Source organism: Nonomuraea helvata, from assembly GCF_039535785.1.
Taxonomy (GTDB): domain Bacteria; phylum Actinomycetota; class Actinomycetes; order Streptosporangiales; family Streptosporangiaceae; genus Nonomuraea; species Nonomuraea helvata.
Genome location: NZ_BAAAXV010000001.1, coordinates 1242044 through 1267103, shown reverse-complemented (window position 1 = coordinate 1267103; position 25060 = coordinate 1242044). Strand labels below are relative to the sequence as shown.

Below are 25060 nucleotides of genomic sequence, written 5' to 3'. Positions count from 1 at the left end.
GGGGAGGAGCGGCGGTGGACGTTCACGCTCAAGAGGGGCAGGGGCATGGGGACGGGATATCTGTGAACGGGGACGGGGCACGTGAGGCCGCGGACGAGACGCGGCTGAGGCGGCAGGCGGCGGTGGCGGCCGTGGTGCTCGGCCTGATCATCGTGGCCGTGGCCGCCTTCAGCACCCCCTGGCACCTCCTCGCCTCCGGGCCGCCGGACCCCGCGCGTGACTTCACCGCCGCGCAGATCGCCAGGGCCGAGGCGTTCGACACGGCCACCACCGTGCCGAGCTACCTGTCGCTGGCGCTCACGCTCGTCATCGCCGGGCTGCTCGTGGCCACCCCGCTCGGCGCGAAGGCCGTGCGGTGGCTCAAGGGCCCGTGGTGGGTACGCGTGGTGCTCGGCGTCGTCGTCATCACCGTCATCGTCGAGCTGCTCAAGCTGCCGCTCGGCATCTGGTTCGAGACGACGTTGCGCGGCTACGGCCTGTCCACCCAGGACTGGGGGTCATGGGCCGGCGACCGGCTCAAGAACATCGGCGTCGAGACGTTCCTCCTCTGCCTCATGCTGCTCGTGCTCATGGCGCTGGCCCGCAGGATCAGGCGCTGGTGGATCCCGGCCGCCGCCGGCGCCTTCGTGCTGACGGTGGCGATGTCGTTCATCTATCCGGTGGTGTTCGAGCCGCTGTTCAACGACTTCACGCCCATGCGGCAGGGCGCACTCCGCGTGAGCCTGCTCTCCATGGCCCAGCGCGACGGCGTGCCCGTCGAGGACGTGCTGATCGCCGACGCCTCGCGCAGGACGACGGCGCTCAACGCGTACGTGTCCGGCTTCGGCGCCACGCGCCGGATCGTCGTCTACGACACGCTGCTCAAGGCCCCGATGCGGGAGGTCGAGCTGGTCGTGGCGCACGAACTGGGCCACGCCAAGCACAACGACGTCCTGTACGGCACGTTCGTCGGCGCCCTGGGCGCCGCTCTGGGCGCCATGCTGCTGTTCCTGGTGTTCGAGCCGGTACGCCGCCGCACGGGCGTCACGTCGATCGGCGACCCGCGCGCGGTCGGCGCGATCATGGGGCTGATGACCATCGGCTCGCTGATCATGGGTCCCGCCCAGAACCTGGTCAGCCGGCACATCGAGGCCAGGGCCGACCTGCACGCGCTCGATCTCACGCGCGATCCGGCCACGTTCATCGCCATGCAGAAGCGCCTGGCCGTCACCAATGTTTCCGACTTGTCGCCGGATGCGGTGGAATATGTGCTCTATGCCTCCCACCCGTCGACCCCTGAGCGCATCGCCATGGCCCGCGCATGGGCCACGTTGAACGGCGTCCCAGTGCAGTGAGTTCTATCGCGGAGCCGGGTGCCGGAGCCAAGGTCCTCATCGTCACGAACGACTTCCCGCCCAGACCCGGCGGCATCCAGTCGTTCGTGCACGGCCTCGCCCTGCGGACACCGGGCGTGGCCGTCTACGCGCCCGCCTGGCCGGGCTGCGAGGAGTTCGACGAGCGCCAGCCGTACCCGATCGTGCGGCATCCGACGCGGCTCATGCTGCCGGCGCCGGCCGTCGCGCGCCGGGCGGCCCGGTTGGTGGCCGAGCACGGTGCGGGGACCGTGGTGTTCGGCGCGGCGGCGCCGCTCGGGCTGCTCGCGCCCCGCCTGCGCGCGGCGGGCGCGCGGCGGGTGGTGATGCTCACGCACGGCCACGAGGCGTCGTGGGCGGGCGCGCCGGGCTTCCGCGCGGCGCTGCGCAGGATCGGCGAGCACGCCGACGTGGTGACCTACCTGGGCGAGTACACCCGCCAGCGCCTGGTCGCCGCCATCCCCCCGGAGAAGCTGGTACGGCTCGCGCCCGGCGTGGACGTCACGCAGTTCCGCCCCGGCGCGCCCAAGGCCGAGCTGGGCCTGGACGGCAGGCCGGTGGTCGTCTGCGTGTCGCGGCTGGTGCCGAGGAAGGGCCAGGACCAGCTGATCAGGGCCTGGCCCCAGGTGCTGCGGGCGGTGCCCGACGCGGTGCTGCTGCTCGTGGGCGGCGGGCCGCACCGCGGGAGGCTGGAACGGCTGGCGGCGGGGCGGGAGTCGATCAGGTTCACCGGCACGGTGCCCGCCGCCGCGCTGCCCGGCTACTACGCGGCCGCCGACGTGTTCGCGATGCCGTGCCGTACCCGGTGGAAGGGGGTGGACGTGGAGGGGCTCGGGATCGTGTTCCTGGAGGCGTCCGCCACCGGGCTGCCGGTGGTGGCGGGCGCGTCCGGCGGCGCGCCCGACGCCGTGCGGCCCGGCGAGACCGGGCTGGTCGTGGACGGCGAGGACGTGGGCGAGATCGCCCAGGCGATCGTCGAGCTGCTGGGCGACCCGGAGAAGGCCCGCAAGATGGGCGCGGGCGGGCGCGACTGGATCGTCCGCGAATGGGCGTGGGACCAGGTGGCCGCCCGCTTCCGCACCCTTCTCCAGGCGCCTGAGCCCTAATTGCCGTCGTAGAGCTCGTCGATCTCCTTGGCGAAGTCGCGCATGACCAGGTTGCGCTTGACCTTCAGCGTGGGCGTCAGGTGACCGCTGTCCTCGGTGATGTCGCCGTCCAGGATCGTGAACTTCTTGATCTGCTCGGCCTTCGACACCTGCAGGTTCGCCCGGTCCACCGCCGCCTGGACGTCCGCCAGCACCGCGGGGTCCTTGCGCAGCTCCGCCACGGAGGACCCGGCGGGCAGGGCCTCGGGGTCGAGCGTGATCAGGGCGGCGACGAAGGGGCGGCCGTCACCGACGATCATCGCCTGGGAGATCAGCGGGTGGGCGCGCAGCGCGTCCTCCATCGGCCCGGGGGCGACGTTCTTGCCCGCCGCGGTCACCAGGATCTCCTTCTTGCGCCCCGTGATCCGCAGGTAGCCGTCGGCGTCCAGCTCGCCGATGTCGCCCGTGTGGAACCAGCCGCCGTCGTCGATCACGTCGGCGGTGGCCTCGTCGTTCTTCCAGTAGCCGGGGAAGACGTTCCTGCCCTTGGCCAGGATCTCCCCGTCGTCGGCGATGCGCAGGCTCACGCCGGGCAGCGGCTTGCCGACCGTGCCGATCTTGTTGGCGTACGGCATGTTGACCGTGCACGGTCCTGTCGTCTCCGTCAGGCCGTACCCCTCGAAGACCTCGATGCCGACGCCCCTGAAGAAGTGGCCGAGCCGCTCGCCGAGCGCGCCGCCGCCGGAGACCGCGGCCGAGAGGCGGCCGCCCGTGGCCGCGCGGAGCTTGGTGTACACCAGCCGGTCGAACAGCGCGTGCTTCAGCCGGAGCCCGAGCGGCGCGCCGGTGGCGGAGGCGCGGCTCGAGTCCATCGCCACGTCCACGGCGCGGGCGAAGATCTTGCCCTTGCCGCCCGCGATGGCCTTCTGCTCGGCGCCGTTGTAGACCTTCTCGAACACGCGGGGCACGCCCAGCAGGAACGTGGGCCGGAAGTCCTGCAGGTCGGGGGCGACGTTCTTCATGTTGGGGGTGTGCGCGATGACCGCGCCCGCCTCCAGCAGCACCACCTGGATGATCCGGGCGAGGATGTGCGCCAGCGGCAGGAACAGCAGGGCCGCCGGGTCCTTGGTGGCGAACAGCGGCTCCAGCGGGCCGCGCAGCACGTTGAGCGCGGTGAAGAGCAGGTTGTCGTGGGTGATGCGGCAGCCCTTGGGACGTCCGGTGGTGCCCGAGGTGTAGACGACCGTGGCGAGGTCAGCCAGGACCACCTGCTCGCGCCGCTGGTCCACGTCGGCGTCGGAGACGTCGCCCGTGTCCAGGGCGCCGTCGATCCGCCAGACCTGCTTCAGCTCGGGCGCGGCCTCCCTGACGGTCTCCTCGTGCTCGTCCAGCTCGACGAAGACCGCCTTGGCCTCGCTGTCGGACAGGATCCACCGGACCTGCTCGGCCGACGACGTCTCGTAGATCGGTACGGTGACCGCCCCGATCGCCCAGTTGGCGTAGTCGACCAGCGTCCACTCGTACCTGGTGCGCGACATCAGCGCGACCCTGTCGCCGTGCGAGATCCCCGCCGCGATCAGGCCCTTGGCCACCTCGGCCACCTGGTCGCGGAACTCCGACGCGGTGACCGCCGGCCAGCCGGCATCGGTCTTGCGGCGCATCACCACGGTGCCCGGCTCCTGCTCGGCCCGCCTGAAGACGATGTCGGACAGGCTGGCGGAAGCAGGCACATCGACCAGGACGGGAACGCTGTACTCGCGCACGGATCAAACTCCTCTTCGGGGACCGCCTGGACGTTACCGCGTCAAGTTACGGACGGGTAGTCTCAACGTTCACGCTAGCAGTCGGACATCTAGTATTTGCTCCATGAAGGTCCATGTCGTCAGCGACGTCCACGGCAGAGCCGACGCGTTGGCCAGGGCGGGCGACGGCGCGGACGCGCTGGTCTGCCTGGGCGACCTGATCCTCTTCATCGACTACGACGATCACGCGCAGGGCATCTTCCCCGAACTGTTCGGCGCGGAGCGGGCCGCCGAGTTCATCGCGCTGCGCACGGCCAAGCGGTTCGACGAGGCCAGGGCCATGTCGGCGAGCCTGTGGGCCACGCTCGACGGCGACCCGCGCGAGCACATCGAACGCCGCGTGCGCTCCCAGTACGAGACCCTCTTCGCCGCCATGCCCACCCCGGCCTACCTCACCTACGGCAACGTGGACCTGCCGCGCCTGTGGGCCGACTATCTGCGGCCGGGTCTCCAGGTGCTCGACGGGGAGGTGGCGGAGATCGGCGGCCTGCGGTTCGGGTTCGTGGGCGGCGGGCTGCAGACGCCCTACCGCACGCCGTACGAGATCGGCGACGAGGAGTACGCGGCCAAGGTCGAGGCGGTCGGCGAGGTCGACGTGCTGTGCTGCCACATCCCGCCGGCCGTGCCCGAGCTGCTCTACGACGTCGTGGCCAGGCGGTTCGAGCGCGGCAGCCAGGCCACGCTGGAGGCGATCAGGCGTACGCAGCCGCGCTACGCCCTGTTCGGGCACGTGCACAACCCGCTCCACGCGCGCGCCCGCATCGGCCGCACCGAATGCGTGAACGTCGGCCACTTCCGTGGGAAGGGCGTCCCGTTCGTCCTCGAGTGGTGACCGCCGGGACGCGTTCAGCGGTCCACCGCAAGTAGCGGATTGTGCACTACGGTGGGCCGCGTTCAGCGGTCCTCCGCAAGTAGCGGATTGTGCACTACGGTGGTCGCATGGCTGATCGCACCACTTCGAGCACCACCATCAGCGCAGGCCGGCCCGAGGTCATGGCGGTGATCGCGGACTTCCCCACGTACCCGGAGTGGGCCGGGCAGGTCAAGAGCGCCGAGGTCCTCACCACGGACGGCGACGGCAGGCCGGAGACGGTGCGGTTCGCCCTCGACGCCGGCATGATCAGCGACACCTACACCCTCGGCTATGCCTGGCAGGGCGACGACGGCGTGAGCTGGAAGGTGGTCGAGCCGGGCAAGATGGTCTCCGATCTGCGTGGGAGTTACCGGCTCGCCGACACGGGCAGTGGCACGGAGGTGACGTACGAGCTCACGGTCGATCTCAGCGTCCCCATGATCGGCCTGGTCAAGCGCAAGGCGGAGAAGGTGATCGTGGACACCGCGCTCAAGGGCCTCAAGAAGCGCGTCGAAGGTCGCTGAGTTGAGTCCCCGGGTCCTGCTCTTCACCGGAAAGGGCGGCGTCGGCAAGACCACGGCCGCCGCCGCCACGGCCACGCTCGCCGCCAGGCGCGGGCTCAAGACGCTGGTCGTCTCGACCGACACCGCGCACTCGCTGGCCGACGCGCTCGCCGTGGAGCCCGGAGAGATCGCACCGGGCCTCCACCTCCACCAGGTCGACACGCAGAAGTCGCTGGAGCGCCACTGGGGCGAGCTGCAGCAGTACGCCAAGGGGGTGCTGGGCGAGCTGGGCCTCGACGAGATCACCTCCGAGGAGATCACCGTGCTGCCCGGCGCCGAGGAGCTCATCGCCCTGCTCGAGCTGCGCGAGCACGCCCGCGAGGGCCGCTGGGACGTGATCGTCGTCGACTGCGCGCCCACCGCCGAGACGCTGCGGCTGCTGGCCCTGCCCGAGGCGCTCGACTGGCACGTCAGCAGGCTCCTGCCGGTCGGCCGCAAGCTCATGCGGCTCGTCTCGCCGTTCGTGCGCAGCGTGGCCCACGTCAGCGCGCCCGGCGAGGAGGTCATGAGCGCGGGCGAGCGCCTGCACCGCGGCCTCATGGAGGTACGCGAGCTGCTCACCGGCGACCACGCCTCCGTCCGGCTGGTGTTCACGCCCGAGTCCGTGGTGCTCGCCGAGGCCAGGCGCACCCTCACCTCACTCAGCCTGTACGGCTACCGCGTCGACGCCGTCATCGCCAACCGCGTCTTCCCCTCCGGCGGCGCCGACGAGTGGCGCGCCCAGTGGGCGGCGGCGCAGACCCGGCTGCTGGGCGAGGCGGAGCAGTCGTTCGCGCCGCTGCCCATCCACGTGGTCCCCTACCTGCCCGCCGAGCCCGTCGGCACGGACGCGCTGGCCTCGGTGGGCGAGGCGATGTACGGCGACTCCGACCCGTTCGCCGCCCACGCCGTCGAGCCGCCGCTGCGGCTGAGCGCGGACGAGCTCGTGCTCGCCCTGCCCGGCGCCGACCGCGGCGACGTCGACCTGGCCCGCAAGGGCGACGAGCTGATCGTCACGGCGGGGCCGTACCGGCGGATCCTGGCGCTGCCCACCGCGCTGGCCCGCAGGAAGATCAGTGGAGCCGCGCTCCGGGACGGCGTGCTGCGGGTAGGTTTCAGCCCGGGGAGCGAATCCGCGTCCTGATGAGTTGAGGAGGATGAGCGACCCCAGAGGCAGGGAGGGCCCATGACCGAGAGCAGCAACAACAGCAACGACAACGACAGAGACCCGATCGGCACCGTCGCCGACGAGGCGCGCAAGCTGTTCGAGTCGATCCAGGGGCGGGCCACCCGCCAGGTCGGCAAGAGCGTGTTCAACTCGTTCACCGGCGGCGGCGGAGGCCGCCGCGAGCGTGACGTGTGGGAGGAGGCCGTGTCCGAGCCCCACGACGAGTACATCTGCCGCGCCTGCCCGTGGTGCCGGGCCATCGCGGCGCAGCGCGAGTCGGGCGGCGACGTGACCGGGCACCTGATGGCCGCGGGCGGCGAGCTGTTCGCCGCGTTCCGCGGCGCGTTCGACGCGATCAGCAAGCCCGCCCCCCGCAGGCCGCGCGACGACCGTGACCGCCAGGACCGCCAGGACCGCCACGACAACGTCGAACACATAGATTTGGGATAGGGAGAACAAGGGGCAATGCTCACGATCGGTGTCGACATCGGCGGGACCAAGGTGGCCGCCGGTGTGGTCGACGACAAGGGCCAGATCGTCGAACACACGCTCAGGCCCACCGCCGCCGACCGTCCCGACGTGGTGGCCGAGACGGTCGCCGACGTCGTTCGCGAGCTGAGCGCGGGCAGGACCATCGAGGCCGTCGGGGTCGGCGCAGCCGGGTTCGTCGACGAGACCCGCTCGATGATCCGCTTCGCTCCCAACCTCGCCTGGCGCGACGAGCCGCTGCAGAAGAAGATCAGCGACCTCGTCGGCCTGCCGGTCGTGATCGAGAACGACGCCAACGCGATGGCCTGGGGCGAGACCAGGTTCGGCGCCGGACGGGGCCAGTCCCACGTGGTCTGCGTCACGCTCGGCACCGGCATCGGCGGCGGCCTCGTCTTCGACGGCGTCCTCTACCGCGGCCGCTGGGGCATGGGCGCCGAGATGGGCCACATGCAGGTCCTGCCCGGAGGGCGGCAGTGCGGCTGCGGCAACGTCGGCTGCTGGGAGCAGTACGCCAGCGGCCAGGCCCTCGTCAAGGACGCCAGGGAGATCGCCGACGCGCACCCCGAACAGGCGAAGATCCTGCTCGGACTGGCCGGCGGCAAGATCGAGGGCGAGGAGGTGACCGAGGCCGCGCGGCTGGGCGACGAGGCCTCGCTGGCCGCGTTCGCCAGCCTGGCCGACTGGCTGGGCCAGGGCATGGCCGATCTGGCCGGCGTCCTCGACCCCGGCTGCTTCATCGTGGGCGGCGGTGTCTCCCGTGCCGCCGACCTGTTCATCGACCGGGCGCGGCAGGCCTTCGCCGAGCGGGTGACCGGCCACGGCCACCGGCCGCTCGCCGAGATCAGGCTGGCCGAGCTGGGCGCCTCCGCGGGGGTGGTGGGCGCGGCCGACCTGGCCAGGCTGCGCTGACGGTCCGGGTCGCGACCTACAACGTACGCGGGATGCGCGACAGCGTGCCCGCGTTGACCAGGGTGATCACCGCCCTGCGCGCCGACGTGCTCTGCGTGCAGGAGGCACCCAGGCTCAGGAAGTCCCGGCGTGCCGCTCTGGCCGCCGGGGCGGGCCTGCGCGTCGCCACGCCCGGCCGGGTCGGCGGCGTGGCCGTGTTCGCCGGCCCGCGCGTCAGGGTGCTGCACGCCGAGAGCCACGCGCTGCGGGTCTTCCTCGGGCTGGAGCGGCGCGCGCTCGCGCTCGCCGTGCTGGAGGTGGACGGCGCCCGCCTGGCGGTCGGCTCACTCCATCTGGATCTGAACGGCCCGGCCAGGGTGCACCACGCCGCCGAGGCCGTCGCGCTCATGGAGCGGGCGGCCGGCCGCTTCGGGGCCACGATCGTGCTCGGCGGCGACCTCAACGAGCAGGCCTACCAGCCCGCCTGGCGTTTTCTCGCCGCGCGGCTGGCCGACTGCTACGCCGTGGCGCCCGAGGGCGACGGCCTGACGTTCACGGCCGCCCGGCCCGCGCTCCGCATCGACGGCGTGTTCGCCGCGCGCGACGCGCGGGTCGTGTCGTGCGGGGGAGCGGACGCCCCGATCACCGATCTGGCCGGAGCCAGCGACCATCTGCCGGTTATCGCAGAGTTGCGAGTTGGGCACTAACGGGCAAGGCGTGCCCCCCAGCCCGTAGCATTTGCTCATGACCCGTCGCTCTCAGCGGCGTGCGCTCTCCTTGATCTTGGCGACGTCCGTGGCCTTGACGCAGGCCACGCCCGCCGCGCATGCCGAACCTCGCCGCCCCGCCACGATAGAGGCGTGGCAGCAGTCGACCAGCGTGCGCCTCCAGGCCGACGGCTCGCTCTCCGACGTGCTCGCCGTCTCCTCCAGCGACGTGTGGGCCGTCGGCCAGCAGGAGATCTGGGACGTCTGGAAGAACCGCGGCACCATCCGCCACTGGGACGGCAGCGGCTGGTCCGAGGTCCCCGTCCGCGACGCCGCGTCCGCGGGCAACCTGCGCGGGCTGGCCGCCGACTCCGCGTCCGACGTGTGGGCGGTCGGCGACGGGCACGACGGGCTGCCGTACATCGCCCACGGCGACGTGACGGGGTTCGACCGGGTCAGGCCACAGGGGCTGCGGGCAGGCGACTGGCTCGGCGGCGTCGACGCCGAGTCGGGGCGGATCGTGGCGGTCGGCAGCCGCGACAAGCAGGGCCTCATCCTCACCGGCCAGGGCAGCTCCTGGACCGTGCAGCAGACCAAGGAGAAGGGCGCGCTCTACGCGGTGGACGACGGGTTCGCCGTCGGCGACACGGGCGTCGAGCCGCTGATCATGCACTACTCGGGCGGCTCGTGGAAGTCCATGCCGGTGCCCTCGATCCCCGGCGGCTACCTGCGTGACGTGCAGGCCGACAGCGCCAAGCGGGCAGTGGCCGTCGGCGGCGTCTACCGCGGCCCCGGCGACATCTCGCCCCTCATGCTGACCTGGAACGGCAAGCGCTGGCGCGAGCAGCCGCTGCCCGTCTCCGACGCCCGGCTCTACGGCGTGACCGGCGACGGCAAGGGCCGCTACTGGATGGCCGGCTACGACCCGTCGCGGGCCACGGAGCCGTTCATGCTGCGCTGCGAGAAGGGCGACTGCGAGACCATCCGCGGCGGCGCCCAGAAGGACAGGAGCAACGTGCGGCTCCAGGCGGTGGCCTACCTCGCCGGCAAGGGCGCGGTGTGGGGTGTGGGGCACGTGGTCGACACGCGTGACCGCTACACCGACGTGGTGGAGTCGTTCGCCCCCAAGAGCGTCACCTCGAAGTCCTGACGCCCGGCGGACCGCCTGCCTTCGAAGGGACCTCCACGGCAAGCGGTCCCGTCCCGTCCCGTCGCGACGGTGCCGGGGTCCTTCGGCCGTCAGAGGACGGCGCCGTCGTCCCAGCCCGAGTCGTTGGGCGGCCCGTCGCCCATGCGCACCACCAGCGCCACGAACCCGCCGATGAACGCCGCCACCGCCGTGAACAGCGCCCATCCCTCCATGTGCCAGCTCGCCATCGCGGCGACGAGAAGGTAGGCGGGGCCGCCGAACAGCGCCACCCACGCCAGCTTGGTCGGCAGGTCGAGCTTGGGCAGCGGAGGCGGCGGGGGCGGCTCGAAGTGCCCCTCCTCCCCGCCCTCCTCCTCTTCGGAGTCCTCGTCGGTGTCCTCGTCGGGCAAGGGCTCCTCGGAGGGTTTCACGACCCGGCGGGTGGGCTCCGGGGGGACGTTCTCGCTGTCCGGCCATGGCTGGTCGGCCGAGTCGCGCTCGGCGGTGTCGTTGAAGGACGCGACGATCTGCCGCCAGACCTCGTCCTCACTCTGGGGCGTCACCTAGATGGGCCTCTCCACAACGATCGCGACTTCCCCCTGGGTGCGATCAGTCCCTCTGCAAGGGTACCGAGGCATGTGTCCGGATGAAGTCGAGGCTCCCGGCAAAGATCCTGTCGGCATCGTTGTCCAGCGTCGCAACATGGTAGCTATCGGTAAGCTCCTCGATCGTGGCCTGCGTGACCTTCTCGCGGATGATCGCCACGCTCGTCGGCTTGACCACGTGGTCCTCCGCGCTGTGGAACACCAGCAGCGGCTGTGTCACCTTCGCCAGGTCAGCCTGCACCAGCGACCATAGCGTGGGCAGCGACGCGGCCGCCTTCACGGGGGTGCGGGCGTAGGCCAGCTCGGTCACGCCGGGCTTCTTGACGTCGTTCGCGACGCCGGCCACCGACGGCACGAACCACTTGATCAGCGGAGCGAGCCTGAGCAGCGGCACGTCGTTCGCGATCGACGGGTTGACCACCACCACGCCGCTGATCGCCGAGCCGTGCACCTCGGCGAGGCGCAGCGCCAGGCAGCCCCCGAGAGACAGCCCCGCCACGAACACATTCTGGCAGCGTCCCTGGAGGTCCGCGAACGCCTTCTCCACCTCGGCGTACCAGTCGTCCCAGCGCGTCCTGTTCATCTCCTGCCACGTGGTGCCGTGCCCGGGCTGGCGGGGCAGCGAGACGCTCGCCCCGTGCCCGGCCAGGAACTCCCCCCATGGCCTCAGCGACTGCGGGGTGCCGGTGAACCCATGGCAGAGCAGCACACCGACCTGGCCTCCGTCGTGGTGGTAGGGCTCCGCGCCTGGCATGAGCGGCATAACAGCTCCTTGACGGAATTTCATCCCGGAACTGCCCGATCGTCGCACGTTCCGGGGTGTTTGTGCGAGAGCTGATGTAGGAGCATGGCCTTCGGGATGGGAAGATGACTCTGGGTCGCCCGCAACGTGCTGGAGAAGAGGTGCCGGGGTGTTCTACTGGGTGGTCAAGGCCATCTTGAGTCCGTTCCTCCTCGCCATGTTCCGGCCGTGGACGGAGGGCGCGGACAACGTGCCCAAACAGGGGCCCGCGATCCTGGCCGGCAACCATCTGTCGTTCGCCGACCACTTCTTCGGGCCGTTGCAGATCCGTCGCAAGGTCATCTCGCTCGGCAAGGCCGACTACTTCACCGGGCGCGGCATCAAGGGCTTCTTCACCCGCCTGTTCTTCAGCGGGGTCGGCACCGTGCCGATCGACCGCTCGGGTGGCAAGGCCAGTGAGGCGGCGCTCCGCACCGGCCTGCGCATCCTGCGCGAGGGCCACATCCTGGGCATCTACCCCGAGGGCACCCGCTCGCCCGACGGGCGGCTCTACAAGGGCAAGACCGGCGTGGCCAGGCTCGCCCTGGAGTCACGGGCGCCGGTCATCCCGTGGGCGATGGTCAACACGTACGAGATGATGCCGCCGGGGCGGCCGCTGCCCAAGCTCGGCATCCGGCCCGGCGTCAAGTTCGGCAAGCCGCTCGACTTCTCCCGCTACTACGGGATGGAGGACGACCGGCTGGTGCTGCGCGCCGTGACCGACGAGATCATGTACGCGCTGATGGAGCTGTCCGGCCAGGAATACGTCGACAAGTACGCCGCCAGCGCGCGGGTCGAGATGGAGCGCGCCGCGCGCGCCGCCGCCGCCAAGAGCTGACCTCACCGGCGGGAGCGCAGGACCGCCTCGGTCTTCTGCATGGCGGTGGTCATCGCCTGCAGCTCCTCCCGGCTGAGCCGGTCGATCAGATACTCGCGCACGACCTCCACGTGGCCCGGCGCCACCCGTTCCAGGCAGCGCAGGCCCGCGTCGGTCAGCACCGCCAGCACTCCGCGCTCGTCGCCGGGGCATGTGGCACGTTCCACCAGGCCGGCCTTCTCGAGCTGGGTGATCTGGTACGTCAGCGCGCTCTTCGACACCACGGCGCCCCTGGACAGCTCGGTCATGCGCATCTGACGTCGGGGCGCCTCGGCGAGCCGGACCAGGATCTCGTACTGCGGATGCGTCAGCCCGGCCGCGGCCTTGAGCTGCTCCTCGATACGCCGCTCGAGCAGGTGGGAAGTGGACAGGAAGGCGCGCCACGCCGCCATCTCCGTCGCGTCCAGCCATCGGGGGTCTGTCACCGGCCCATTCTACGTGCTGTTCAATTTTGAACGATCGGTGTTAGGGTGCTGGTTGAAATCTGAACGACTCTTCCAAGGAGCTCCAATGATCGACCAGGCCCGCCCCGTCGTCCTGCTCCTCGCGAGGATCGCCATCGGAGTGATCTTCCTCGTGCACGGCTACCAGAAGTTCGCGACCATGGGGATCGCGGGCACGACGAAGTTCTTCGAGGCAGCGGGCATCCCGCTGGCGTCGGTGGCCGCTCCGGCCGTGGCGGTGCTGGAGGTGGTGGGCGGCCTGGCGCTGATCCTCGGTGCGGCGCTGCCGATCGCGGGCACGCTGCTGGCCCTCGACATGGTGGGCGCCATCGTGTTCGTGCACGCCTCGGGCGGCTTCGCCGTCGGCGAGGGCGGCTACGAGTACGTCCTGGCGCTGGCGGCCGCCAGCCTGGCCATCGGCTTCACGGGCGGGGGCGCGCTGGCCCTCGACAGCGTCCTGGGCCGCCGCCGCGGCGCCGCGGCGGTGTCTGCCTAGGCGTGCGCCCAGGTGTGCGCCTGACACGCCTCGTCCCGGACCCCGCGCACGCGGGGTCCGTTCGCGTTTTCAGGCCTCAGGACAGGTGGGCGCGGATCTGCGCGATGTGCTCAGGAGTCGTACGGCAGCACCCGCCGATCAGCGACGCCCCCGCCTTCTGCCACTCCTTGGCGGCCTGCCCGAACTCCACCGGATCGGCCAGCCCCAGCCAGCGCCGGTGCCCGGCGTCCCACGTCTCGCCCGAGTTGGGGTAGACCACCACGGGCGGCCCGCCGGCCAGGCACGAGATCAGCCCGGGGATGTGCCGCGGCGCGGTGCAGTTGGCGCCCACGGCCACCACCTGCGGGTTTCCGCCGAACAGCGCGGCCGCCTCACGGATCGGCGTGCCGTCGTTGAGCCGCTCCCGATCGCGGCAGGAGAAACTCACCCACGCCTTCACGCCGGGCGTGCGGGCCAGCAGCCTGACCAGCGCCCGCGCCTCCGGGTACGACGGGATCGTCTCGCAGGCCAGCAGGTCGGCCCCGGCCGAGGCGAGGATCTCCCAGCGCGGCAGATGCCACTCGAACAGGCCCTCCTCGTCGAGGCCGTAGTCGCCGGTGTATTCGGCGCCGTTGGCCAGGTAGGCGCCGTACGGGCCGACCGAGGCCGCCACCAGCCCGCGACCGGCCTCGTCGCGCGCCTGGGCGGCGAGCTCCACCGACAGCCTGATCAGCCGCTCGGCCGTCGCCACGTCCAGCCCGCGCCGCAGGAAGCCCGGGATCGTGGCCTGATAGCTGGCGGTCGTGGCCACGTCGGCGCCCGCCGCGAAGTAGTCGGCGTGCACGCGCCTGATCAGCTCGGGCTGCTCCAGCAGCAGCCGCGCGGACCAGAGCTCGTCGCCGAGATCGGCGCCGAGCCGTTCGAGCTGGGTGGACAGGCCGCCGTCCAGGACAAGTGCAGTCACGCATACAGGGTACGAGCACTCGCGCGGCGCACGTCGCGGCGCCACGATCAGTGCTTCGTGCGGCACCGCCACCGGGCACGGCCGAGCCCTCCCACCGCCGAACGGCACGCGCCTCCGAAGGACGCCACCACCGGCTCGTGTCCGGGTGGCCGGCGTGGACGGGTCAGGGAGCCGGGGCCGGGATGGTTGCGAGGCGGGCGAGGGCCTGGGGGTCGACCACGATCACCTCGCCTGCGCGGATCTCGATCAGCCCCCGGCGCTCGAACCCGCGCAGGGCCCGGTTGACGCTCACCCTGGTCGCGCCGATTTCGGCGCCCAGACCCGCCTGCCCCGCGTGGAGCGGCACCCGGCCGCCCGCGCACCGGCGTACCAGCCAGGTGGCCACGCGTGAGGGCACGTCGCGCACCGCCGCGTCGGTGAGCCGCTCGTCGAGGTCCCGCACGGTCGCGGCCAGCGTGCGCAGCAGCCGCGCCGCGACGGACGGCTCGGCGGCGACCAGCTCGAGCACTGTGGAGCGCGGCAGGTACGCCACCTCCACCGCCGTCAGCGCCGACCGGGTCGCCCGGTGCGGCCCGTCCACGAGGAGCGCCGTCTTGTCGAACGCGACCGGCGCGCTCTCCACGGCCAGCACCACCTCCCTGCCCTCCGCGCTCACCCGCCCGGCCTTCACCCGCCCGTCGAGCAGCACGATCAGGTGCTCAGCCGGATCGCCCTCGGTGCACAGCACCTGCCCGGCCGGGTAGCGCCGCCGCCGCGCCAGCGCCTCCAGCCCCCGCAGCCGCCCGTCGTCGAGCCCGCCGAACATCGGCAGGTCGGCCAGCGTGTACGTCATGTATCCCGTGATACACCACCCCGGTGACCCGTGATGCTGAGCACCCGGCCGGCCGGGCCCTAGCGTGCGGGTATGGCGAGATACGTACTCCACATGGCCTTCGACGACGCCCCCAGCCGCCTGGCGGCCCGCCCCGCGCACCGGGATCATCTGCGGCGGCTCAAGGACCAGGGACGGCTGGTGACCGCCGGACCCTGGGCGGACGACACGGGGGCGATGCACGTGTACGAGGTGGCGGACGAGGCCGAGCTGCGCGACATCCTCCGGGAGGACCCGTACACGGCGGTGGGCGGCTACGAGATCGTGCTCATGAAGGAGTGGGCTCCCATCATGTAGCCGCCCTTCCGCGGCACGCGCCTCCTACGTGCGCTTCCAGAAGGGGCCGCGACGGCCTGAGCCGGGTTCGCCGCCCACGAGGGCCGTGAGGACCTCCACGGCCCGGTCGTGCAGGGTCTGGGCGTCGGCGCCCGGCCGCTCGGCGGACTCCAGCTCGCGGGCCAGCGCCGCCAGCTGCTCGTTGCCCCCGAGGTAGGCCGCCAGCGCCGCCAGCCGCGACCCGAGGTCCGCCAGGTACAGCAGGTCGGCCACGGGCAGCGCCTTCAGCCGGTCGAGCTCGGCCACCAGTTGCGGCCTGACCGCATCCAGCGGCTGCGCGGGCCGCGGCGCGGACTTCGGCGACCGGGCCCACCCTGGGCCGCGCACCGCACCACCCGGCGCGGAGGGCGCGGGCGGCTGTCCCGGCATCGGGGAGACGCCGAAGCCCTCGGCGGAGCCGGCCGGGCCGCCGGCCATGAGCCCCTGATCCAGGTCGCCGAGGCCCGGCTGTGGGAGCCGCATCCGCTGGGCGCCCATCCGCGGGGCGGCCATCACCGCCGCGTGCGCCGTGAAGCCCATCATCGGCGGGGCCTGCGGCGGTTCCCACCCGCTCGGCGGTTCGACCGGCTGGATGACGCGGTGTTCCGGAGCGCCCTCGGCGACCTGCCTGGTGTCGATCGCCACGTACGCGGTGAAACGGCAGAGCACGCCGTGCTCGAGCGAGGTCCGTACGATCCTCGGCTCCAGGTCGTGCTCGCCCATGGCGTACCGGTCCTCGAGCTCGCGCAGGTGCGCGCGGGCCCAGACGGCGCGGATGGCCGGATTGTCCACCGTCACGCCCGCGACCTGCTCCTCCCACGGACCGTCCGCGGCCATCCCGCGTACGGTCAGCGAGGAGCCCTCGCGACAGCGCCCGTACACGCGCAGCGGCACCCCGGGGAAGATCGACCCGAGGTGGGTGACCGTGTCGGGTTCGACGTCGAGGCCCTTGAGCGAGAGGTCGGTCACCAGGGGAGCGCCGATCCTGCGGTGGATCTGCTCCATGGCGGTGTCGAGCCGGTCCTCCGACTCGACCAGCTCGCAGCGGCCCGCGCCGAGCCCGGCGAGGCGGCCGAGGAAGCCGGCGTTCACGGCGCGGTCGATGCCGACCGTGTGCACGCGCATGGCCGACAGCGCGCCGCCGACCTGCTCCAGGATCTGGTCCTCGTTGCCCACCTGGCCGTCGGTGACCAGCACCACGACGCGCTCGCGTTCGCCCCGGGCGCCCAGGAGCGCGATGGCCCGGCGCAGCGGCTCCAGCAGCTCGGTGCCGCCCCGGGCGTCCACGCGGGCGAGGTGCTCGACGGCGCGGTACCGGTTGCGGTCCGACGCCTCCACCAGCCCCTCGAACGCCTCCTCCACCACGGAGTCGAACGTCAGCACCGCGAACCTGTCCTGCTCGGTCAGCGTGTCGACGATGCGGGCGGCGGCCCTGCGCGCGGTGACCATCTTCCAGCCGCCCATGCTGCCCGAACGGTCGAGGACCAGCACCAGGTCGCGCGGCGTGCGCGTGGACTGAAGCGGGGGCGGCACGACGGTGAGCGCGAACGTCCCGCGCCCGTCCAGCTGCAGCGACGTGGACGCGTCGAACGACAGCCGCAGGATGAAGTCGCGGTCGAGGCGCTCGCCCGGGCGCAGCCGTACCGTGTGGCCCTCCTCCTCGACCACGTGCAGGCTGGAGGCCAGCTCGCGCAGCTCCAGCCCGGCCGCGTCCACGGTCGCGCGCAGCGACAGGCGCACGGGATCGGGGAAGCCGGGCAGCAGGACGGGCGGGCTGATCCTGGACGCGTCGGGCACCGCGTCGGTGTCGGGCGCGGCGCCGTCGCCCGCGGGCGGGCCGTCGATGGGACTGCCCGGGATGTAGCGCGGGGCCACGACCAGCGGGAAGCGGAACATGGCCGCTCCGTCCTCGTACGGCAGCGGCTGGCTCATGGTCAGCCTGACCGAGACGCGCTCGCCGGGCAGGATGTTGCCCACCCTGATCGTGAACACGTCGGGCCGGTCCTCCTCGGCGATCGCCGCCCGCCTGCCCTCGCGCAGCGCCTGGTCGTAGTCGGCCCTGGCCTGGGCGCGCTCCTTCAGCACGCCCTCGACGACCCGGTCGTCGGCCTCCATCCTGAACCCGGTGACGGCCGCCCGGTCGGGCAGCGGGAAGACGTACGTGGCCTCGAGCGTGACGTCGAACGGGTTCCTGAACCCCTGCGTGACCTCGACCCCGGCGATGAGCCCGGAGATGTCGGCGGCCACGTCCACGCTCTCCAGCGGCAGGTTGCCGCGTTCCGTCCGCAGCGCGCCGAACCCGGCGTCGGGCACCGGCAGGCACCGTGCGGGCTCCAGCGAAGTGATGTTCATGTGAGCTCCCTCTCTTCGAGCACCGCGAGCAGCGGCGCCGCCGCCGCAAGCACCGCCTGGACGTCCTCCTCGGAGGGGACCCGGCCCGCGTCCAGCACGAGCCGTACCCCGTCCGCCAGCCTGACCCCTGTGACCATCGGGGCAGCGCTTCCCTCGTGAGCCGCCTCATGCCCGGCCGTCATGGGGGCCCGTGCGGCCGCCTGCCCGGGACGATCAGCCCAGAACCGCCCCCTGGTGTGCTCCCCACCGGCCCGAACGGCGCCGTCCCGGGGGTGCGCGGCGCCGGTGGGGGCCGGTGCCACGTCGGCTGGTGGGGCCCCATCTGCTCGTGGGGCCGCGTCCGTCCGAGGTGCCCCGTCCGTCCGAGACATCCCGTCCATCAGTGGTGCCCCGTCCACCCGTGACGTCGTGTCCGGGCTCCAAGCGGCGGCCGGTCTCGGGATGGTGCCCGGCTCGAGGGCGGTGGCGAGGCCCGGGCTGGAGGGGGAGGGCCCGTCCGGTGACCCGGAGGTGGACGCCAGATCGGCCGTGGTCTCCAGCATGCGATCCGTGGCGCCGGTCAGCGCTGCTTGGATCTGGGCGATCGAGTGGCCGGCCGCCTGCAGGCGCTTGACGGCCACGAGCTGCAGCAGGTGTCTCCGGCCGTACTGGGCGATCCTGCCGCGCCTGGTCAGAGGCGGGTCCACCAGGCCGATCGTCGTGTACCACCTGATCAGCCGTTCACCGGGCACGTCGCGGACCCGGCCGTTGGCGGGCGCCGCGCCGCCGCGCAGGGCGCGCGCCGCGTGCTCGGCCAGTTCGCCGATGGTCCAGGTGTCGCTCATAGCTCCACCATGACACTGTCATTATTACACTGTCAATAACGGCATGGAATGCCTGCCGCCCTGTCGTTGTCGTTCTAAATAGGGGAAAAGTCCTACTTACAGGGAGGATTGCGACATGGCCGCGATCACCGGCCCCCTTTCGGGCGAGGCCAAGAACACCGTCGCGGAGGCTCTGCAGGGTGCCCTGGTCGATCTCATCGACCTCTCGCTGGTCGCCAAGCAAGCACACTGGAACCTCATCGGCCCGCACTTCCGTTCGATCCATCTCCAGCTCGACGAGCTCACCGACCTGGCCAGAACGCACATGGACACCATCGCCGAACGCGCCGTCGCGATCGGCGCCAACCCGGACGGCCGTTCCGCCACGGTCGCCAGGGCCACGAAGCTCCAGCAGCCGGAGTCCGGCTGGCTGGAGGACGGCAAGGTGGTGGCGACGATCACCGACCTCCTGGACGGCGTCAGCAAGCGGATGCACGAGCGTGTCCGGACGACCGAGGAGGCCGACCCCGTCAGCCAGGACCTGATCATCTCGGTGGCGCAGGACGTCGACAAGCAGCACTGGATGTTCCAGGCCATGGGCTGACCTGCACCGGCCTGACCCACGAACACCTGCCGGAAGCCCGGGAGCCCGATCGGGAGCCCGGGCTTCGGCATGCCTCCCGCCGCGCCTGGAGCGGCCACGCCCGCTGCCCGCCAGTCCGGGGTTTGCGCAGAGTTTGATGTCGCGAGTCCCTGTCATTCATGTCGGTGCGGTCGACTAGCGTGGCACCTAGAGGGAGGCCCCACGATGTCCCACAAGACTCTCCTCCGCACGGGCCCGCTCTGGCGGGGCGGCACCAGCCCGTACGGTCCGCTCGGCCTGCCGGGCGCCGACGGCCTCGCGCTGCCCTCCGGATTCACCGGCAGGGTGGTGGCCCGTTCGGGCCAGAAGGTCGCCGGGCTGACCTGGCACGCCGCTCCCGACGGCGGCGCCTGCTTCCCCGACGGCGCCGGCTGGATCTACGTGTCCAACTCCGAGCTCCCGCTGCTCGGCGGCGCCTCGGCGCTGCGCTTCCGCCCCGACGGCACCGTCGGCGACGCGTACCGCATCCTGTCGGGCACCGACCTCAACTGCGCGGGCGGCGCCACGCCGTGGCACACCTGGCTGTCGTGCGAGCTCGGCGACCGCGGCCGCGTCTTCGAGTGCGACCCCTACGGCGCGCGGGCCGCGCGTCCCCGCCTGGCGATGGGCCGCTTCAGGCACGAGGCCGCCGCCTGCGACCCGGAGCGGCGCGTGATCTACATGACCGAGGACGAGCCCGACGGCTGCTTCTACCGGTTCAGGCCCGGCGACTGGGGCGACCTGACGGAGGGCACGCTCGAGGTCCTGTGCTCGGAGGGCCGCTGGCAGGCGGTGCCGTCACCGGCGGCCCTGGTCACGGCGGCCCGCCACCAGGTCGAGGACGCCCGCCACTTCGACGGCGGCGACGGTTGCCACTACGCGGGCGGCGTGTGCTACTTCACCACCAAGGGTGACACGGGCCTGTGGGCCTACGACGCGCAGACCTCCACGCTCGACCGGCTCTGCGAGGGCGTGCGCGCCATCACCGCCGCTCCCTCGGGCGACCTGTACGTGGCCAGGGAGACGACGGAGATCGATGTCATCACCCCCGACCGCGCCGTCACGCCGTTCCTCAGGCTGGAGGGACGCACCGGGGCGGAGCTGACCGGGCTGGCCTTCTCGCCGGGCGGCGAGCGGCTCTACTTCTCGGCCAGGCGCGGCCGCACCGAGGGCCACACGTTCGAGGTGGCGGGGCCGTTCCGCGCCTGATCATGCGGTCAGATAGCGCACCAGCACGACCTTCAGCTCCGCCACCAGCTCCGCGCCGCGCTCGGGCGGCGCGGAGGTCACCAGCGGCATCACCGCCTTCACCATGGCCACCGCCATGGTCCCCATGAGCGCCGCGCGCTCCTCCGGCAGGTCGGGGGAGCGGCGGCGCAGCATGGCGGCGACCTGCCGGGCGATGTCGGCGTGCAGACGCTGCGACGCCGCGGCCAGCTGATCGCCCGTCGCCGACCCGTACAGCAGCGACCAGTACGCCGGTGACGCGCCCTTGAACCGGACGCTCTCGTCCACGAGCTGCCCCACCAGCGCCTCCAGCGGCACCTCCGGGGTGACGGCGGCCAGCCGGGCGGCCCAGAACTCCTGGCGGTCGACGGTGTAGCGGGCCACCAGCCCGTCCAGGATCTCCTCCTTGTTACGGAAGAACTGGTACAGCGACCCCGGCGACATCCCCGCCCGCGCGGCGACGTGGTTCGTCGTCATCTCCGGATAGCCCACCTCGGCGATCACCGACTCGGCGGCGTCGAGGATCTCCGCCATGCGCTTCAGGCCGCGCGCCTGGCGCCGGACCGTGCGTTCAGGCATGGGTCTCCTTGGGACAAATACGAGCATTCACTTGTATTTCTGGTTCGGCAACGAAAACACGAGTAGTTTACCGGGTTTTGCTCGGCGGGGAGGCGAACATGGCAGCGAACACGCAGGTCCGGCCGGCTCGCGAGGAGACGGGCGGGCCGCCGCTGCGCAGGCTGGGACTCCTCCTCGTACGGCGCCGCAGGATCGTGCTGGCGCTGTCCGCCGTCGTGCTCGTCGTGGCCGCGGCGCTGGCGGCGGGGGCGGTGCCGCGGCTGTCGCTGGCCAGGTTCGAGGCGCCGGGGAGCGAGTCCGACCGGGCGCAGATCGAGCTGGACCGGCGCTTCGGCACCGGCAGCCCCGACCTGGTCTTCCTGGTGACCGCCAGGTCCGGCACTGTGGATGACCCCGCCGTCGAGGCCGAGGGCAGGGAGCTGACCGCGCGGGTCGCCGCGCAGGAGGGCGTCGCCGAGTCCGCCTCGTACTGGACCCGGGGCCGGCCCGCCACCCTGCGCAGCGAGGACGGCAAGCACGCGCTGATCGTGGTGCGCGTCCCCGGGGACGCCGGCCACGTGCGCGCGCGGGTCCTGCCCAGGCTCGTGCCCGAGATCACCAAGGGCACCGGCCTGCTCCAGGTGCGGGCCGGGGGAGGGGAGGAGGTCTTCAGGGAGACCGTGCCGCTGGCCAGGCAGGACTTCGTCCGGGCCGAGCTGGTCATCTTCCCGCTGGCGTTCGTGCTGCTCTGGCTCTATCAGCGGCGGGCCATGGCGGCCCTGGTGCCGATCCTCGCCGGGGTGCTCGCGATGGTGATCGGCCTGGCGCTCCTGAGAGGCGTCCTGCTGTTCGCCGATGTCTCGACGTTCGCCCTCAACCTGACGCTGGCCATGGGGCTCGGGCTCGGCATCGACTACTGCCTCTTCGTGATCCAGCGCTTCCGCGAGGAGACGCGGCGCGGCGCCGACCGGGCGGGCGCGGTCGCGGGCGCCGTCGAGCATGCGGGGCGGACCGTGCTGTTCAGCGGGCTCACCGTGGCCGCCTCTCTGGCCGTGCTGTTCGCGCTGCCGTTCGACTTCCTGCGCTCCTTCGCGTACGCGGGCATCGCCGTCGTCATCGGCGGCCTGTTCGCGGCGGTGATCGTGCTGCCCGCGGCGCTCGCCTCGATCGGCGGCACGATGCTGCCCAAGCGGCCGCTGCCCAAGCCGGCCGGGCCCGAGCGCGCCACCGGGTTCTGGCACGCGCTGGCCACCAGGGTGATGCGCCGGCCCCTGCTCTTCGGCGGGCTGGCCACGGCGGTGCTGCTGCTGCTCGCCTCGCCGCTCCTGGGGCTGCGCTTCGGCGCGGCGGACGACCGCATCCTGCCCCTGGAGGCGTCGTCCCGGCAGACGCAGGAGGTCATCCGCGAGTCCTTCCCCGCGGAGGAGAGCGACGCCATCCAGATCGTCTCCAAAGATCGGGCGGCAGGGGATATTTCGCAGTATGCCGCGACACTCTCCTGCCTGCCCGGCGTCGCCCAGGTCGACTCCGCCGCCGGCTCGTTCGCGGACGGCCGGCGGGCAGGCGACGGCGACACCCGGAGGTTCCAGGGGCAGGGCGCGTGGCTGTCCGTGGTCCCGTCCGGCGAGGCGCTGGCCGGCGACCCCGTGCGGCTCGTGGCGGCCGTACGCGCTGTCGAGCCGCCCTTCGAGGTCCTCGTCGGCGGCTATCCGGCCGAGCTGGCCGACTACCGGGCCTCGGTCGTCGACCGGCTCCCGCTGGTGCTGGCCCTCATGCTCGGCGTCACGTTCCTGGTCCTGTTCGGGATGACCGGAAGCCTGATCCTCCCGGTCAAGGCGTCGCTCATGAACCTCCTCAGCCTGGGCGTCATGTTCGGGGCCCTCGTCTGGGTCTTCCAGGACGGCAACCTCTCCGGCCTGCTCGGCTTCACCCCGACGGGCACGCTCGACCCCAGCATCCCGATCCTGATGCTCTGCGTCGCGTACGGCCTGTCGATGGACTACGAGGTGTTCCTGCTCTCCCGCATCAAGGAGGAGTACGACAGGACGGGCGACACCGAACAGGCCGTCGCCACCGGCTTGCAGGGGGGCGCGCCGCTGATCACGTCCGCCGGCGGCATCCTGGCGCTCACGTTCGCCGCGTACGCCACCGCGCAGGTGACGTTCGTGCAGATGCTCGGCGTCGGCATGGCGGTAGCCGTGCTGGTGGACGCCACCGTGATCAGGGCGGTCCTCGTGCCGAGCCTGATGCGCCTGGCGGGCCCGCTCAACTGGTGGCCTAGAGGTCGCGCGACCACACCTGCTCGGTGACCTCGACCCCGTTCTCGGTCCCCGTCTCCTCCGACTCCAGCTCGAACCCGGTCGCCTGGTAGATGCGCCGCGCGCTCACCAGGCAGTCGCGGGTCCACAGCGTCATCCGCTTGTACCCCTCGGCCCGCGCGTGCCGCAGGCACTCCTCCACGAGCCGCCGCCCGATCCCGAGCCCCCGGGCGGACGGCTCCACCAGCAGCATCCGCAGCTTGGCCGTCGTCTCGTCCTGGCGCACGCAGAACACGCACCCGGCTCGCTCCCCGTCCACCTCGGCGATCCAGCCCGCGTCGCGCGAGAAGTCCAGCTCGCCGACGATCCTGGCGACGAGCTGCTCGAAGCCGGTGCCCCAGCCGTACTCGCGGGCGTAGAGGTCGCCGTGCCGGAAGGCCACCCAGCCGAGGTCACCGGTGCGCGGGGGCCTGATCACATAGGAGCGCTGTCCGGCCTCCGATCCCAGCAGGCGCCTGATCTCGGCCATGCCGGCGACCAGCCGCGCCTGGCTCTCGTCCGGCAGCCCGGCCAGCAGCCGCTCGATCTCCCCGGCCGAGCGCTCGTCGAGCGATCGGAACGTCTCCGCGCCCGCGGGCGTGAGCCGTACGAGCTGCTTGCGCGCGTCCGACGCGGAGCGCTCGCGCGCGACCAGCCCGTCGGCGTCCAGGCGGGTCAGAATCCTGCTGAGGTAGCCCGCGTCCAGGCCGAGCAGGGTGCGCAGCTCCCCGGTCTCCATCGCCGCGGTGTGGGCCAGCTCGAACAGCACCCTCACCTCGGTCAGCGAATACGGCGAGTCGAGCAGGCCCGCCTGCAGCACGCCGATCACTTTCGTATAGAACCGGTTGAAGGCCCTGATCTCAGAGACCCTTGCCTCTGTCAATGAATTCATTGCTCTAGTCAACCATGGAAGGATCCGGCTGTGAAGCAGGTCTATGTAGGCGGATACGGCCCCGGCATCTGCGCGCTCGGCGGCGGGCTGCTCGCGCGCGTCGCGTCGCCGTCGTTCCTGGCCGCTCATCCCACCCTGCCGGTGCTGTACGTGGCGGGCGAGCTCCAGCGCGGCTGGCTGACCGCGTACCAGACCGGGCAGACCCTGAGCCCGCTGGACGAGCGGCCGAGCGAGGGCGACAGCCCCTGCCACGTCGCCGTGGACCCGACGGGCAGCGTGCTCGCGGCGACCGACTACGGCGACGGCACGGCCGTCATCTACCGCCTCGACTCCCGAGGCGCGTTCGAGGGCGATCCGATCGTGCTGCGCCACAAGGGCTCGGGCCCGAACAAGGACCGCCAGGAGGGGCCGCACGCCCACCAGGCCGTCTTCCACGACGAGATCCTGCACGTCTCCGACCTCGGCACCGACGAGATCCGCCGCTACCGCTACGACGGCACCCCCTTGGAGCCGATCCCGATGAACCCGGGCACGGGGCCGCGCCACTTCGCGTTCATCGGATCCCGCCTGTACGTGGCGGGCGAGCTCGACGGCACCGTCACCCTCATCGACGGCGAGCGCCGCACCGTCGTCCCCGCCTCCCGCGAGGACGTCGAGAACTGCCCGTCCCACCTCCAGGTCGAGGGCGATCTCGTGTACGTCGCCAACCGCGGCCCCAACACGATCACGGTGCTGCGCGCCGCGGACCTGTCGCCCGTGGCCGAGGTGTCGTCGGGCGGCGACTGGCCGCGGCACTTCGCCATCGACGGGACCACCATGTACGTGGCCAACCAGCAGTCGAACGCCGTCACCGTCCTCGAGCTGAAGGACGGCGTGCCCCAGCCCTCCGCCCGGGGGTACGAGGTCGAACGCCCGTCCTGCGTGCTGATCATGTAAGGAGTTCGCCAAGTCGCGGCCCACCGG

General features: G+C 72.1%; 26 protein-coding genes. 16 read left to right on the top strand and 10 right to left on the bottom strand.

The window, feature by feature from the left end:
* The first annotated feature begins 14 nt into the window (after positions 1-14).
* Both ABD830_RS05775 and ABD830_RS05770 read left to right on the top strand, forming a co-directional pair.
* Positions 15-1334 (top strand): M48 family metallopeptidase, encoded by a 1320-nt coding sequence (locus ABD830_RS05775; protein WP_344985321.1) that lies wholly within the window; start codon positions 15-17, stop codon positions 1332-1334.
* The gene (locus tag ABD830_RS05770) at positions 1331-2458 is read left to right on the top strand and encodes a glycosyltransferase family 4 protein (protein WP_344985320.1); all 1128 of its coding nucleotides are present in this window, start codon (positions 1331-1333) and stop codon (positions 2456-2458) included. Before ABD830_RS05775 ends, ABD830_RS05770 begins: the two co-directional genes overlap by 4 nt.
* Here ABD830_RS05770 and ABD830_RS05765 read toward each other — a convergent pair.
* Entirely contained in the window at positions 2455-4200 is a 1746-nt protein-coding gene (locus ABD830_RS05765; RefSeq protein ID WP_344985319.1) for an AMP-dependent synthetase/ligase, read from the bottom strand. The genes ABD830_RS05770 and ABD830_RS05765 overlap by 4 nt on opposite strands.
* Before the next feature lie 103 nt (positions 4201-4303).
* Here ABD830_RS05765 and ABD830_RS05760 point away from each other — a divergent pair, with 103 nt between their 5' ends.
* From ABD830_RS05760 to ABD830_RS05730, 7 genes are all read left to right on the top strand, one after another.
* Positions 4304-5071, top strand: a complete 768-nt coding sequence (locus ABD830_RS05760; RefSeq protein WP_344985318.1) for a metallophosphoesterase family protein — start codon at positions 4304-4306, stop codon at positions 5069-5071.
* 107 nt (positions 5072-5178) lie between these two features.
* Complete coding sequence (locus ABD830_RS05755; RefSeq protein WP_344985317.1) at positions 5179-5616, top strand: SRPBCC family protein; 438 nt, start codon at positions 5179-5181, stop codon at positions 5614-5616.
* A gap of 1 nt (position 5617) precedes the next feature.
* The gene (locus ABD830_RS05750; RefSeq protein WP_344985316.1) at positions 5618-6778 is read left to right on the top strand and encodes an ArsA family ATPase; all 1161 of its coding nucleotides are present in this window, start codon (positions 5618-5620) and stop codon (positions 6776-6778) included.
* Positions 6779-6820: 42 nt separating this feature from the next.
* Positions 6821-7252 (top strand): DUF5304 family protein, encoded by a 432-nt coding sequence (locus ABD830_RS05745; protein WP_344985315.1) that lies wholly within the window; start codon positions 6821-6823, stop codon positions 7250-7252.
* A 15-nt stretch (positions 7253-7267) separates the two neighbouring features.
* Positions 7268-8200 (top strand): ROK family glucokinase, encoded by a 933-nt coding sequence (locus tag ABD830_RS05740; protein WP_344985314.1) that lies wholly within the window; start codon positions 7268-7270, stop codon positions 8198-8200.
* Between the two features lie 32 nt (positions 8201-8232).
* Positions 8233-8886 carry an endonuclease/exonuclease/phosphatase family protein gene (locus ABD830_RS05735; protein WP_344985313.1) on the top strand — a complete coding sequence of 218 codons (654 nt, stop codon included), beginning with the start codon at positions 8233-8235 and terminating at the stop codon, positions 8884-8886.
* Positions 8887-8923: 37 nt separating this feature from the next.
* Entirely contained in the window at positions 8924-10036 is a 1113-nt protein-coding gene (locus ABD830_RS05730) for a hypothetical protein (protein WP_344985312.1), read from the top strand.
* A gap of 89 nt (positions 10037-10125) precedes the next feature.
* Here the strand turns inward: ABD830_RS05730 and ABD830_RS05725 are convergent, their stop codons facing one another.
* Both ABD830_RS05725 and ABD830_RS05720 read right to left on the bottom strand, forming a co-directional pair.
* Positions 10126-10578 (bottom strand): hypothetical protein, encoded by a 453-nt coding sequence (locus ABD830_RS05725; protein ID WP_344985311.1) that lies wholly within the window; start codon positions 10576-10578, stop codon positions 10126-10128.
* A gap of 46 nt (positions 10579-10624) precedes the next feature.
* Entirely contained in the window at positions 10625-11383 is a 759-nt protein-coding gene (locus tag ABD830_RS05720) for an alpha/beta hydrolase (protein WP_344985310.1), read from the bottom strand.
* Between the two features lie 148 nt (positions 11384-11531).
* On the opposite strand from ABD830_RS05720, the gene ABD830_RS05715 reads away from it, so the two are divergent.
* On the top strand, positions 11532-12239 hold the full coding sequence (locus ABD830_RS05715; protein WP_344985309.1) for a lysophospholipid acyltransferase family protein: 708 nt from the start codon (positions 11532-11534) through the stop codon (positions 12237-12239).
* A gap of 2 nt (positions 12240-12241) precedes the next feature.
* On the opposite strand, the gene ABD830_RS05710 is transcribed toward ABD830_RS05715, so the two are convergent.
* Complete coding sequence (locus ABD830_RS05710) at positions 12242-12703, bottom strand: MarR family winged helix-turn-helix transcriptional regulator (RefSeq protein ID WP_344985308.1); 462 nt, start codon at positions 12701-12703, stop codon at positions 12242-12244.
* An 85-nt stretch (positions 12704-12788) separates the two neighbouring features.
* On the opposite strand from ABD830_RS05710, the gene ABD830_RS05705 reads away from it, so the two are divergent.
* On the top strand, positions 12789-13217 hold the full coding sequence (locus ABD830_RS05705; protein ID WP_344985307.1) for a DoxX family protein: 429 nt from the start codon (positions 12789-12791) through the stop codon (positions 13215-13217).
* Positions 13218-13293: 76 nt separating this feature from the next.
* Here ABD830_RS05705 and mmuM read toward each other — a convergent pair whose 3' ends face one another.
* Entirely contained in the window at positions 13294-14160 is an 867-nt protein-coding gene (gene mmuM / locus ABD830_RS05700) for a homocysteine S-methyltransferase (protein ID WP_344985306.1), read from the bottom strand.
* A 163-nt stretch (positions 14161-14323) separates the two neighbouring features.
* Entirely contained in the window at positions 14324-14992 is a 669-nt protein-coding gene (locus ABD830_RS05695; protein ID WP_344985305.1) for a Crp/Fnr family transcriptional regulator, read from the bottom strand.
* A gap of 72 nt (positions 14993-15064) precedes the next feature.
* On the opposite strand from ABD830_RS05695, the gene ABD830_RS05690 reads away from it, so the two are divergent.
* Entirely contained in the window at positions 15065-15328 is a 264-nt protein-coding gene (locus ABD830_RS05690) for a YciI family protein (RefSeq protein WP_344985304.1), read from the top strand.
* 24 nt (positions 15329-15352) lie between these two features.
* Here the strand turns inward: ABD830_RS05690 and ABD830_RS05685 are convergent, their stop codons facing one another.
* Both ABD830_RS05685 and ABD830_RS05680 read right to left on the bottom strand, forming a co-directional pair.
* Positions 15353-17698 carry a VIT domain-containing protein gene (locus ABD830_RS05685; RefSeq protein WP_344985302.1) on the bottom strand — a complete coding sequence of 782 codons (2346 nt, stop codon included), beginning with the start codon at positions 17696-17698 and terminating at the stop codon, positions 15353-15355.
* Positions 17695-18522 (bottom strand): helix-turn-helix domain-containing protein, encoded by an 828-nt coding sequence (locus ABD830_RS05680; protein WP_344985301.1) that lies wholly within the window; start codon positions 18520-18522, stop codon positions 17695-17697. The genes ABD830_RS05685 and ABD830_RS05680 overlap by 4 nt, the downstream gene beginning before the upstream one ends.
* A gap of 115 nt (positions 18523-18637) precedes the next feature.
* On the opposite strand from ABD830_RS05680, the gene ABD830_RS05675 reads away from it, so the two are divergent.
* The gene (locus ABD830_RS05675; RefSeq protein ID WP_344985300.1) at positions 18638-19105 is read left to right on the top strand and encodes a Dps family protein; all 468 of its coding nucleotides are present in this window, start codon (positions 18638-18640) and stop codon (positions 19103-19105) included.
* Positions 19106-19309: 204 nt separating this feature from the next.
* Positions 19310-20332 carry an alkaline phosphatase PhoX gene (locus tag ABD830_RS05670; RefSeq protein WP_344985299.1) on the top strand — a complete coding sequence of 341 codons (1023 nt, stop codon included), beginning with the start codon at positions 19310-19312 and terminating at the stop codon, positions 20330-20332.
* On the opposite strand, the gene ABD830_RS05665 is transcribed toward ABD830_RS05670, so the two are convergent.
* On the bottom strand, positions 20333-20929 hold the full coding sequence (locus ABD830_RS05665) for a TetR/AcrR family transcriptional regulator (RefSeq protein ID WP_344985298.1): 597 nt from the start codon (positions 20927-20929) through the stop codon (positions 20333-20335).
* Between the two features lie 98 nt (positions 20930-21027).
* On the opposite strand from ABD830_RS05665, the gene ABD830_RS05660 reads away from it, so the two are divergent.
* Positions 21028-23217, top strand: a complete 2190-nt coding sequence (locus ABD830_RS05660; RefSeq protein WP_344985297.1) for an MMPL family transporter — start codon at positions 21028-21030, stop codon at positions 23215-23217.
* Here ABD830_RS05660 and ABD830_RS05655 read toward each other — a convergent pair.
* Positions 23186-24034 carry a bifunctional helix-turn-helix transcriptional regulator/GNAT family N-acetyltransferase gene (locus ABD830_RS05655; protein ID WP_344985296.1) on the bottom strand — a complete coding sequence of 283 codons (849 nt, stop codon included), beginning with the start codon at positions 24032-24034 and terminating at the stop codon, positions 23186-23188. The genes ABD830_RS05660 and ABD830_RS05655 overlap by 32 nt on opposite strands.
* 93 nt (positions 24035-24127) lie before the next feature.
* Here ABD830_RS05655 and ABD830_RS05650 point away from each other — a divergent pair, with 93 nt between their 5' ends.
* Positions 24128-25033, top strand: coding sequence for a lactonase family protein (locus tag ABD830_RS05650; protein ID WP_344985295.1), 906 nt, complete (start codon positions 24128-24130; stop codon positions 25031-25033).
* Positions 25034-25060 lie beyond the last annotated feature (27 nt).